This window comes from Mycobacterium sp., assembly GCF_050700595.1.
In the GTDB taxonomy this organism is placed as follows: Bacteria; Actinomycetota; Actinomycetes; order Mycobacteriales; family Mycobacteriaceae; genus Mycobacterium.
In genome coordinates, this window is sequence record NZ_JBOHHI010000080.1 from 1 (window position 1) to 11,100 (window position 11,100).

Here is an 11,100-nt window from a genome sequence, read left to right on the forward strand (position 1 = left end):
ATCAAAAAGGGCGCCGAGGCGCCGCCGGTCATCGAGCTGGTCCGCAACGATGACGTGCTGGCCACCGCCGTGCGGTCCCGCGCCGACGGCCAATTGCCCAACATGCGGGCAATTGTCGGGTTCGCCGCCGAGACCGGTGACGACAACGGCGACGTGCTGTTTCACGCCCGGGCCAAGCTGCGACGCAAGGGCTGCGACCTGCTGGTGGTCAATGCCGTCGGCGAGGGTAAGGCTTTCGAGGTGGACAGCAACGACGGCTGGCTGCTGGCGTCCGACGGCACCGAGTCCGCGCTGCAGCACGGCTCCAAGACGCTGATGGCCAGTCGTATTGTGGACGCGATCGCCACCTTTTTGCACGGCAGCACCGGGTAACAACCGCCGTCGGCGTTGCGTCATACTGAGCTGCGATATAATTCGCCTAACTAACTATCGGAAGGATCCTGTTGTGACTGAAAAGGGTCGGCTGTTCACCAGTGAGTCGGTGACCGAGGGGCATCCCGACAAGATCTGCGACGCGATCAGCGACTCGGTGCTCGACGCGCTGTTAGCGGACGACCCCCGCTCACGTGTCGCCGTCGAGACGTTGGTCACCACCGGTCAGGTGCACGTGGTCGGCGAGGTCACGACCTTGGCGAAGGAGGCCTTCGCCGGAATCGCCAACACGGTGCGCAACCGCATCCTGGAGATCGGCTACGACTCGTCCGACAAGGGCTTCGATGGGGCAACCTGCGGCGTCAACATCGGCATCGGTGCACAGTCGCCCGACATCGCCCAGGGCGTCGACACCGCCCATGAGACCCGGGTGGGGGGCGCGGGTGACCCGCTGGACGCGCAGGGTGCCGGCGACCAGGGCCTGATGTTCGGCTATGCGATCAAGGACACCCCGGAGTACATGCCGCTGCCGATCGCGCTGGCGCACCGGCTGTCGCGCCGACTCACCGAGGTCCGCAAGAACGGCGTGCTCGGCTACCTGCAGCCGGACGGCAAGACGCAGGTCACCGTCCAGTACGACGGCGTTATCCCGGTGCGGCTGGACACCGTGGTGCTGTCCACCCAGCATGCCGACGGCATCGACCTGGAAGCCACGCTCGCCCCGGACATCCGCGAGAAGGTGGTCAACACCGTGCTCAGTGACCTTGCGCACGACACCATGGACACCTCCGACTACCGACTGCTGGTCAACCCGACCGGCAAGTTCGTGCTCGGCGGTCCGATGGGTGACGCGGGCCTGACCGGCCGCAAGATCATCGTCGACACCTACGGCGGCTGGGCCCGCCACGGCGGCGGCGCCTTCTCCGGCAAGGACCCCTCCAAAGTCGACCGTTCGGCGGCCTACGCGGTGCGCTGGGTGGCCAAAAACGTGGTCGCCGCCGGACTGGCCGAGCGGGTGGAGGTTCAGGTCGCCTACGCCATCGGCAAGGCCGCGCCGGTAGGGCTGTTCGTCGAGACATTCGGCACCGAGACCGTCGACCCGGTCAAGATCGAGAAGGCCATCGGCGAGGTATTCGACCTGCGGCCCGGCGCGATCATCCGCGACCTGAACCTGCTGCGGCCCATCTATGCGCAGACCGCCGCCTACGGCCACTTCGGCCGCACCGACATCGAGCTGCCCTGGGAGCAGCTCAACAAGGTCGACGACCTCCAGCGCGCCGTCTGACGGCGATTTTGCGGGTGCCCGGCTATGCCGTGAACCGGTAGTCGTCGAGGTCGAAACGCCGGCTGCGCCAGTAGGCCTCCACCGTGGTGGTGGGCCGCAACGGCACGTCGCCGTTCTTGTCGAAGTAGTAGCTGTTGGCCAGCCGGCAGCTGTCCTGCCAGAACACTTGGCGGTGCCGCTTCCGCATCATCTCGGCGAAGTACCGGTCGTTGGCTTCCTCGGTGACTTCGACGCGGGTCGCGTCCTCGCGGCGGGCCCGCATGAGGCAGCGCACGATGTGGTGGGTCTGCGCCTCGATCAGCGCGAAATACGACGATCCGACGTAGCCGTACGGGCCGAACACGCTGAACAGGTTCGGAAACCCGGGAATGCTGACCCCTTCGTAGGCCTGCAGCCGGTGCTGGTCCCAGAACGCGCTCAGCGACCGGCCGCCGCTGCCGGTGACCGCAAAGGTCGGCACGCTGTCGGTGTCCATCACCTTGAAGCCGGTGGCCAACACCAGCACGTCGACCTCGTGGCCGGCGCCGTCGGTGGTGACCACCGACGACGGGGTGATTTTGTCGATGGGCTCGGTCACCAGCCGCACGTTGTCGCGGTTGAACGTCGATAGATAGCTGTTGTGGAAGCCGGGCCGTTTGCATCCCACCGCATAGCGGGGGGTGAGCTTGTCGCGCAGCACCGGGTCGTCGACCTGCCGGCGCAGGTAGGCCCGACCGGACGCTTCCATCCACTTGGCCAGTGGAAACACCGTGAAGTACTGCGCCGGGATGGGGAAGGTCGCCTCGACGAAGGCCTGACTGGCCCACCGCTGAATCAACTTGCCGCCGGGCAGCCGCATCGTCCAGCGCGCCGGCCGTGGCAGCGGCACGTCGAACTTGGGGAAACACCAGATCGGTGTGCGCTGAAAAACGGTGAGCTGCTTGACAATCGGCGCAATCTCGGGAATCACCTGCACCGCCGAGGCGCCGGTGCCGATGACGGCGACCCGCTTGCCGGTCAGGTCCTGGCCGTGATCCCAGCGGGCGGTGTGCATGGTGATGCCACCGAAGGAGTCGACACCGTCGATGTCGGGCAGCTTCGGCACGGTGAGCACCCCGCTGGCGTTGACCAAAAACCGCGCGGTGACTTCGCCGCCGGGATCTATCTGCACCCGCCACACGGTGAGCTCGTCGTCGAACTCGGCGGCCAGAACCTTGGTGTTGAACCGGATTCTTCCCCGGATGCCGTATTTGTCGACGCAGTGCTCGGCGTAGGCCTTGAGCTCCTTGCCGGGTGCATAGGTTCGTGACCAGTCTGGCCGCTGCTCGAACGAGAACTGGTAGGAGAACGACGGGATGTCCACGGCGATGCCGGGATAGGTGTTCCAGTGCCAGGTGCCGCCGACGCCGTCACCGGCCTCGACCAGCAGGTAGTCGCTGAGTCCGGCCCGGTCCAGCTTGATCGCGGTGCCGATGCCGGAGAATCCGGCGCCGACGACGACGGTGTGGTAGTCGGGAGTCATGGCGCCGCTCCTCCTCATCGCTTCGCTCTGCATCGTCGCCGGCGCGTGCGCCTCCGTCCGATCATGTGCACGCCGTGCTTGGGCCGCAGGGTCAGCGTCGCTTCGAGTTCTATCGCATGTGCGGGCATGAGGTCGAAGGTAAACCGCTGGCTCATGATCGCGGCCATCAGCACCATCTCCATCAGGGCGAAGCTCTGCCCGATGCAGATCCGCCGGCCGCCACCGAACGGCAGGTAGGCCGACCGGGGGCGGTCGCCACCGCCGGCTGAGAACCGGGTCGGATCGAAATCGTCCGGGCTCGGCCACCAGCGCGGGTCGTGGTGGATGTGGTGGATCGGGATGATCACCGTCGTTCCGGCGCGGATGTGGTGTCCGTCGATCACGTCGTCCTGCACCGCCCGGCGGGCCAGAACCCACACCGCCGAGAAATAGCGCTGCGCCTCCTGGATGCAGGCCGTCGTCCAGGGCAGCTTCGCCAGGTCGTCGGCGGTGGGTCGCCGGGCACCGAGCACGGTGTCGACCTCGTCGAGCATCCTGGCGCGCGCACTGCCGTTAAGCGCCAGCAGATACCAGAACCACGACATCGAGTTCGCGGTGGTTTCGTGTCCGGCGAGCATGAATGTCAGCGCCTCGTCGCGCACCCGCTTGCGCGGCCACGTCCCGCCATCGGCGCGTAGCAACACGTTGAGCAGGTCGGCGGACTCGGTCGGGTGTGCTAGCCGTTCGTCGATCACCGCATTGACCGCGGCGTCCAGCTCCAGCGTGATTTTTTGCATCTCCCGCAGTGGCGGCGGCAGCGGCACCCGCGAGTATGTGCACCACATCAGCCCGTCGTAGACCGGCGGTGGCAGCAATCCCCACAGGCCGAGCCGCTCCATCTTCTCGGCACGCCGCAGCCCGCGGGTGGCCAGGTCATGCATGCGCTGCGTCAATGGGCCGAAGTCCTGGCTGAACAACGCGTTGGCGACCACGCGCAGCGTCGCCTCGACCATCGTCTCGTGCATGTCGAATTCGACACCGGCGGGCAGGGCGGCAGTGATGTCGTCGATCGGGTCGATCATCAAGTCGACCATCTCGCCCAGGTGGCGCCGGGCGAACGTCGGGTTCAGCGCGCCCCGGTGTGCCGCCCAGGAGTCGCCTTCGTCGGTGAGCAGATTGATACCGGCCGCGGCCCGGACCGGCTCATATTCCGGCGACTTGACGTATTTCAGCCGAGCCCGATGCAGTACATGGTCGACGTAATCGGGGTGGCTCAATGCAACGAAACGTCTGCCGCCGCACCGGAACCGGGTGATATCACGGCCACGCAGCCGTCCCATGAAGCGATCGCCCGCATCGAACCCGACGGTGATCGCCTCACGGGTCATCGTCCAGGTGGGTAGTCGCGCGGCCGGGCCTGGCGTGGGCCGTGCGGTCGGCAGCGACGCCGTTGTCATGCATCCACTGTAGGTAGCGGCCGTGCCCGCCGTAATGTGACGATAGGACAAAGAGTTGGGAGTTTAGGACACCGACTGGCATGACGACCTGGGCACCGGATATGCGGCATCGGATGTTCGCGTCCCGAGTGCTCTGCGACGTGGCCTTCGAGCGCGGTGTGGCGAAGCCGGACGTGCTCGCCGGCACCGGGATCGCACCGGCGGACCTGGACGACCCGGACGCGGTCGTCACGGCGTGGGACGAGGTCGTGTTGGTGCGCAGGCTTCTCGCGCGGTTACCCGACGACGTCGGTGTGGGTATCGAGGTGGGCAGGCGTTTCAAGCTCACTCATCTCGGCTTGTTCGGTTTCGCCGTCATGTCCTGCGGCACATTGCGGGAACTGATCACGATTGGGATGCGCTATTTCGCGCTGACGATGCTGCACATCGACATCCAACTATTCGAAGGCGCCGACGAGTGTGTGCTCGAACTCAACGTCGATCACCTGCCCGCCGATGTGCGCCGGTTCTTCGTCGAACGCGACATCGCCTCGATCATCGCGACGACAACAGAATTCGCGTTGCCTGCGGTGGCAAGGTACGCCGATCGGGTCTCGGCCGATGTGGCGATCGACGAAGATGTGCTGCGGCCGTTGCTCGAGCTGATCCCGTTCGAGAACGTCGCGTTCGGGCGGGCACACAACCGGCTGCACTTTCCGCGGGCCATGCTCGATGAGCCGCTGCCGCAAGCTGATCCGCACACGCTGGCGATGTGCATGGCGCAATGCGATGTGCTCATGCAGCGTAACGAACAACGCCGCGGTATCACCGCCGTGGTGCGCACCAAGCTGTTTCGGGATTCCGGGGTGTTCCCGACGCTGCCCGAGGTCGCTGCCGACCTCGATATGCATCCCCGCACGCTGCGGCGCCGGCTGGCCGAGGAGGGGACGTCGTTTCGGGCGTTGCTGGGCGAGGCTCGCTCGGCGTTGGCGGTTGACCTGCTGTGCAACGTCGGGCTGACCGTCGAGGAGGTGTCCAAGCGGTTGGGCTACAGCGACCCGTCTACCTTCTCGCACGCCTTCAAACGCTGGCATGGCGCCGCACCCAGCGTCTACCCGCGTCAGCCGGGCAATCGAACCTAGTGCAGCGCCGCTTTCAGCGCGGCCAGCCCACGGTTGGTCGCCTCGGCGGCGGCGGGCACCACGAGCGCGAAGCTGACGAAGCCGTGCACCAACGTCGGCTCGTTGCTCAGTTCGGCGGGCACCCCGGCACTGGTGAGCAGCTCGGCGTAGCGGGCTCCGTCGTCGCGCAGCGGGTCGTGTTCGGCGGTGCCGATATAGGCCGGTGCCAGACCGGAGAAGTCGGCGGCGTTGGCGGGGGCCAACGTGACCGGCAGGGTGGTCGGGTCGCTGATGTCGACGCCGGGCAGATACCAGCCCAGGAACGCGTCGATGACGTCGCGATCCAGAATCGGCCCGTCGGCGTTCTCAATGAACGACGGCAGGGACAGATCAGCGCTCGTCGAGGGATACCAGAGCAGCTGAAAGGCCAGCGCCGGCCCGCCGTTGTCGCGGGCCAGGTGCGCCATGACCGCGGACAGGTTGGCGCCCGCGGAATCACCGGCGACGGCGATGCGGGCCGGGTCGCCGCCCAGGTCGGTGGCGTGCTCGCCGACCCACTGCAATGCGGCCCAGCAGTCGTCCACCCCGGCTGGGAACGGGTACTCCGGCGCGAGCCGGTAGTCGACGGACACCACGATGGCCTCCGCGCCCACCGCGTGGGCGCGCGCGACCGGGTCGTGGGTGTTCAGGTCGCCGATCGACCAGCCGCCGCCGTGGTAGAAGACGACGACGGGCAAACCGGTGTGCTCGGCTAACGGCGGCCAGTAGATCCGGACCGGGATGCCGGTCCCGATTGTGCGCTCCTCAATCCGTAACTGCGGCAGCATGTCTGGCGGGGCTTGCAGCTGGCGTATTTTCGCCCGCGCGACCTCGACACCGTCAGCGGCGGTGAACGTCAGAGGCACCGCGTCGAGCAGTGCCTTGAGGGTGGGGTCGATTTGTGGTCGGGCGATCATCGGTTGAGCCCCTTTCGAAGTGCGGCCAATCCGCGGTCCATGGCCTCGGTGGCAGCCGGTACCACACCGGCATAACCGATGTAACCGTGTACCAGGGTCTCGGCGTTATGCACCTCGACGGGAACGCCCGCGGCGGCGAGCAATTCTCCGTAGCGCATCCCGTCGTCCCGCAGCGGATCGTGTCCGGCGACGGCGATGTAGGCCGGTGCCAGACCGGCCAGGTTCTCCGCCCGGCCCGGTGCCATCCCGGCCGGCGGATCGGACAGGTCGACTTCGCCCGCGTACCAACGGGAGAACGCGGCGACCGCGTCGCGGTCGAGGACGGGCGCCGACGCATTTTCGGTGAACGACGGCAGCGACGAATCCCACAGCGTCGACGGGTACCACAACAGCTGGAAAGCGATGGCCGGGCTGCCGTTGTCGCGGGCGCGCTGCGCGATCACCGCGGAAAGCGTGCCGCCCGCCGAGTCTCCGGCCACCGCCAGCCGGGTGGCGTCGGCGTCGATCTCGCCGGCGTGGTCAAAGACCCATTGCGTTGCTGCCCACGCGTCTTCCACGGCAGCGGGGTAGGGGTGCGCGGGGGCCAGTCGGTAGTCGACGGACACCACCACCGCGCCGGCGCCGACGGCGTGCTGCCGGGCAGTGCCGTCGTGGGTGTCGAGATCACCGACGACGAAGCCGCCACCGTGGAAGAACACCACCACCGGTGGTACCGAACCGGTTGGCGGCCAATAGATTCGGAGGTTGATCGGGCCGGACGGGCCATCGATGCTTCGGTTCTCGACACGCAGGTCCGGATGCACTGAGCGGCGCCGCAGATCGCGTAGCTGCTGTCGCGCCACCTCGACCCCGTCGGCGACCGCTAACCGGAACGGCACCTTGTCCAGTACCTTCAGCAGAATGGGGTCGATGGCGGGTCCGGCTTCCTCCAAGTGGGGGTCCAAGTTGGGCATGCAGACACCGTACGCACCGCGCATGGTGGTCGGAGCCTGGACGCTCGCCGGCTGGGCCGGTCTGGGCTACGGCCTGTTTTTGACCGTGACCGCATTGCGTTCGATGCCGGGCGCGGAGCTGACCGGCCACTTCATGGTTCAACCGCTGTTCAAGGCGTCGATGGCGCTGCTGCTGGCCGTCGGCGCGGCGGCACATCCGATCGTGGCCGAACGCAGGTGGCTGATGGCGGCGTTGGTGTTCTCGGCAACCGGTGACTGCCTGCTGGCGATCCCGTGGTGGACGGCGTCGTTCGTGCTGGGGCTGGCCTCGTTTCTGCTGGCGCACCTGTGCTTTCTGGGCGCGCTGCTCCCGCTGGCCGGCCGATCGCGGCCACGCCTTGTCGCGGTCGCGGTGACGTGTGTGGCGTGCGCGTCGCTGCTGGTGTGGTTTTGGCCGCACCTGAGCCGCGACGGGCTGACCATGCCGGTCACGGCGTACATCGTGGTGCTGGGTGCGATGGTGTGCGCGGCACTGCTTGCGCGACTGCCCACGGTGTGGACCGCGGTCGGTGCGGTGTGCTTCGCGGCCTCCGACGCGATGATCGGCATCGGCCGGTTCGTGCTGGGCAACGAAGCGCTGGCGGTGCCGATCTGGTGGGCTTATGCGGCGGCGCAGATCCTGATCACGGCCGGGTTCTTCTTCGGCCGGGTGATCGGCGGCGCGAGCGTGCCCAAACCCGGGGATTAGCACGGCGTGTCGGCCGGGGACAGGCACGCTCGCGGAAAGAGGGCGGCTGCCGAGCATGAACCGATCGCCCGGGTGCTGCCGATGTTGTCGGTGCCGCATCTGGACCGCGAATTCGACTATCTGGTGGCCGCGGACCAGTCCGATGATGCCCATCCGGGGGTGCGGGTGCGGGTTCGATTCCACGGCCGACTGGTCGACGGGTTCGTCTTGGAGCGCCGCACCGACACCGAACACGTCGGCAAGCTGGCCGCCCTCGACCGGGTCGTGTCGCCCGAGCCGGTGCTCACCGGCGAGATCCGCCGGCTGGTCGACGCGGTCGCCGCGCGTTACGCCGGAACCCGCGCCGACGTGCTGCGGCTGGCAATACCGGCCCGGCACGCCCGGGTGGAGCGCGAAACCGCCACGGCGGCAAGCCTTCCCGTCGTCACATCGGTGGACCCGACCGGCTGGGAGACCTATGGCCGCGGTGCACAGTTCCTGTCCGCGCTGGCCGAGTCGCGGGCGGCCCGCGCGGTGTGGCAGGCGCTGCCCGGTGAGCCGTGGGCCGACCGGTTCGCCGAGGCGGCCGCGCAGACGGTGCAAGCCGGACGGGGCGTGTTGGCGGTGCTGCCCGACCAGCGCGATGTGGACGCGCTGGGGCAGGCCGCGACGAGGGTGCTCGACAAGTCCGGCGTGGTGGCGTTGTCGGCGGGGCTCGGGCCGGCCGCGCGCTACCGGCGCTGGCTGGCGGCGCTGCGCGGCAGTGCGCGGGTGGTCATCGGGACCCGCAGCGCGGTGTTCGCGCCGGTGACCGACCTGGGCCTGGTGATGGTGTGGGACGACGGCGACGACACCTTGGCCGAGCCGCGCGCACCGTATCCGCATGCCCGGGAGGTGGCGATGCTGCGTGCCCACCAGGTGCGCTGTGCGGCGCTGATCGGCGGTTATGCCCGCACCGCGGAAGCGCACGCGCTGGTGCGCAGCGGGTGGGCGCACGATGTGGCCGCGGTGCGCTCGGTGGTGCGGGCCCGCACTCCGCGGGTGGTGGCGCTCGACGACAGCGGATACGCCGACGAACGAGACCCGGCGGCCCGCAGCGCGCGGCTGCCGTCGGTGGCCTTGCGGACGGCCCGCTCGGCACTGCAGGCCGGAGCGCCGGTGCTGGTACAGGTGCCGCGCCGCGGCTACGTGCCGTCCCTGGCCTGTGGGTGGTGCCGGGCGATCGCGCGGTGCCGGCATTGCACCGGGCCGCTGTCGCTGCCCGACGCCGGCGGGGGCGCGGTCTGCCGCTGGTGCGGCCGGCTCGAGCCTGCGCTGCGCTGCCCGAGCTGCGGGTCGGATGCGGTGCGCGCGGTCGTCATCGGCGCAAAGCGCACCGCTGAGGAACTCGGCCGGGCTTTCCCGGGCACCACCGTGGTCACCTCCGGCGGCGACACCGTTGTGCCCGAGGTTGCCGGTTGTCCGGCTCTGGTCGTTGCCACTCCCGGGGCCGAACCGCGGGCCTGCGGCGGATATGGGGCAGCGCTGCTGCTGGACAGCTGGGCGCTGCTTGGCCGGCAGGATCTGCGTGCCGCCGAGGACACCTTGCGGCGCTGGCTGGCCGCGGCGGCGCTGGTGCGGTGTCGCGGCGACGGCGGGGTAGTGGTGGTAGTCGCCGAATCGTCGATCCCGACCGTGCAATCGCTGATCCGGTGGGATCCGGTCGGGCACGCGGAAGCCGAGCTGGCGGCGCGCACCGACGTCGGCCTGCCGCCCAGTGTGCATATTGCCGCCCTCGACGGCAGCGCCGACGCGGTCGCGGCGTTGCTCGGCCAGGTCCGGCTACCGGACGGTGCGCAGCTGCTCGGCCCGGTGCAGCTGCCGACGGGTGCGCGCCGTCCGGCCGGCATGGCCGCGAATGTCCCGGTGCAGCGGATGTTGGTGCGGGTCCCGCGCGAGCAGGGTCTGGCATTGGCGACGGTGTTGCACCGCGGCGTCAGCGTGCTGAGCGCCCGGCAAGACCACGAGCCGGTGCGGGTGCAGATCGACCCGCTGCACATCGGCTAGCCCGGTGATCACTGCACCTTTCGGCCCAGGAACGCAGCGAGCTGATCGGCCGGCGGGCGGTCCGGTGAGCAGGGCTGCTCCTCGCCGAAGAACCTGCCGGGCCCGCGGAAGGCGGGCTGGACACGCTCGCGGGCTGCGGCCAGCAGATGGGTCGCCAATTCGGGATCCAGGTCGGTGGACTGGCCGGTGGCGGCTGCCAGATCCCAGGCGTGGGTCAGCAGGTCGGTGCTGCGCATTCCGATCAGCACGGCACCGGGTACCTGCCCGAACGGCAGCTCGTAGCCGGCAGTGATGCCGTCCGGCCTGGCGAACACCTGCTGGGCGGCGGCAGCCCCGGCCAGGTGTGCCGCGATCAGACTGTCCGGGCGGGCCGGCGGCTGGTCGTGGAGGCCGGCCCATTGACCGACGCGTTCGTTGCCGCCCACCACGTGCTCGATGAGATCAGCGATCGTCCACTCGGAGCACGGCGTCGGCGCGCTGAGCTCGTCGGGACTGACGTTGGCCAGAACCCCGGCGAACGCGTCTTGAGCGCGCTGATGAGCCACAAGAGCATCCATTGGTGTCACCTTCCGCTCGAACTGGGTACTCGCTACGCTATGCCACTCAACGTCACCCACAAGCTGATCGAATCGCACCTGGAATCCGGTGAGATGACGCCGGGCGAAGAGATCGCCATCCATATCGATCAGACGCTCACCCAGGATGCAACCGGCACGTTGGTGATGCAGGAACTCGAAGCGCTCGG

General features: G+C 68.6%; 10 protein-coding genes. 5 read left to right on the forward strand and 5 right to left on the reverse strand.

The features are described from left to right. The coding region (locus ACRDTL_RS08330; RefSeq protein ID WP_431506234.1) for a phosphopantothenoylcysteine decarboxylase at window positions 1–372 on the forward strand (372 nt) is incomplete at its 5' end. Window positions 373–445: 73 nt separating this feature from the next. Beyond that, complete coding sequence (gene metK / locus ACRDTL_RS08335) at window positions 446–1,657, forward strand: methionine adenosyltransferase (RefSeq protein ID WP_431506235.1); 1,212 nt, start codon at window positions 446–448, stop codon at window positions 1,655–1,657. Window positions 1,658–1,679: 22 nt separating this feature from the next. On the opposite strand, the gene ACRDTL_RS08340 is transcribed toward metK, so the two are convergent. Beyond that, window positions 1,680–3,158, reverse strand: coding sequence for a flavin-containing monooxygenase (locus ACRDTL_RS08340; RefSeq protein WP_431506236.1), 1,479 nt, complete (start codon window positions 3,156–3,158; stop codon window positions 1,680–1,682). 14 nt (window positions 3,159–3,172) lie between these two features. After that, complete coding sequence (locus ACRDTL_RS08345; protein ID WP_431506237.1) at window positions 3,173–4,594, reverse strand: cytochrome P450; 1,422 nt, start codon at window positions 4,592–4,594, stop codon at window positions 3,173–3,175. An 80-nt stretch (window positions 4,595–4,674) separates the two neighbouring features. On the opposite strand from ACRDTL_RS08345, the gene ACRDTL_RS08350 reads away from it, so the two are divergent. Next, window positions 4,675–5,715 carry an AraC family transcriptional regulator ligand-binding domain-containing protein gene (locus ACRDTL_RS08350; protein ID WP_431506238.1) on the forward strand — a complete coding sequence of 347 codons (1,041 nt, stop codon included), beginning with the start codon at window positions 4,675–4,677 and terminating at the stop codon, window positions 5,713–5,715. Here the strand turns inward: ACRDTL_RS08350 and ACRDTL_RS08355 are convergent. Both ACRDTL_RS08355 and ACRDTL_RS08360 read right to left on the reverse strand, forming a co-directional pair. Further along, window positions 5,712–6,650: an alpha/beta hydrolase gene (locus ACRDTL_RS08355; protein ID WP_431506239.1), complete on the reverse strand. Its 939-nt coding sequence runs from the start codon at window positions 6,648–6,650 to the stop codon at window positions 5,712–5,714. The two genes, ACRDTL_RS08350 and ACRDTL_RS08355, sit on opposite strands and share 4 nt — an antisense overlap. Next, window positions 6,647–7,603 (reverse strand): alpha/beta hydrolase, encoded by a 957-nt coding sequence (locus ACRDTL_RS08360; RefSeq protein ID WP_431506240.1) that lies wholly within the window; start codon window positions 7,601–7,603, stop codon window positions 6,647–6,649. The genes ACRDTL_RS08355 and ACRDTL_RS08360 overlap by 4 nt, the downstream gene beginning before the upstream one ends. Between ACRDTL_RS08360 and ACRDTL_RS08365 the strand changes: the two genes are divergently transcribed. Together ACRDTL_RS08365 and ACRDTL_RS08370 are read left to right on the forward strand one after the other, a co-directional pair. Then, the gene (locus ACRDTL_RS08365) at window positions 7,602–8,330 is read left to right on the forward strand and encodes a lysoplasmalogenase family protein (protein WP_431506241.1); all 729 of its coding nucleotides are present in this window, start codon (window positions 7,602–7,604) and stop codon (window positions 8,328–8,330) included. The genes ACRDTL_RS08360 and ACRDTL_RS08365 overlap by 2 nt on opposite strands. Window positions 8,331–8,411: 81 nt before the next feature. Then, complete coding sequence (locus ACRDTL_RS08370) at window positions 8,412–10,355, forward strand: primosomal protein N' (RefSeq protein WP_431506243.1); 1,944 nt, start codon at window positions 8,412–8,414, stop codon at window positions 10,353–10,355. An 8-nt stretch (window positions 10,356–10,363) separates the two neighbouring features. On the opposite strand, the gene ACRDTL_RS08375 is transcribed toward ACRDTL_RS08370, so the two are convergent. After that, entirely contained in the window at window positions 10,364–10,912 is a 549-nt protein-coding gene (locus ACRDTL_RS08375) for a TIGR03086 family metal-binding protein (protein WP_431506242.1), read from the reverse strand. Window positions 10,913–11,100: the final 188 nt, after the last annotated feature.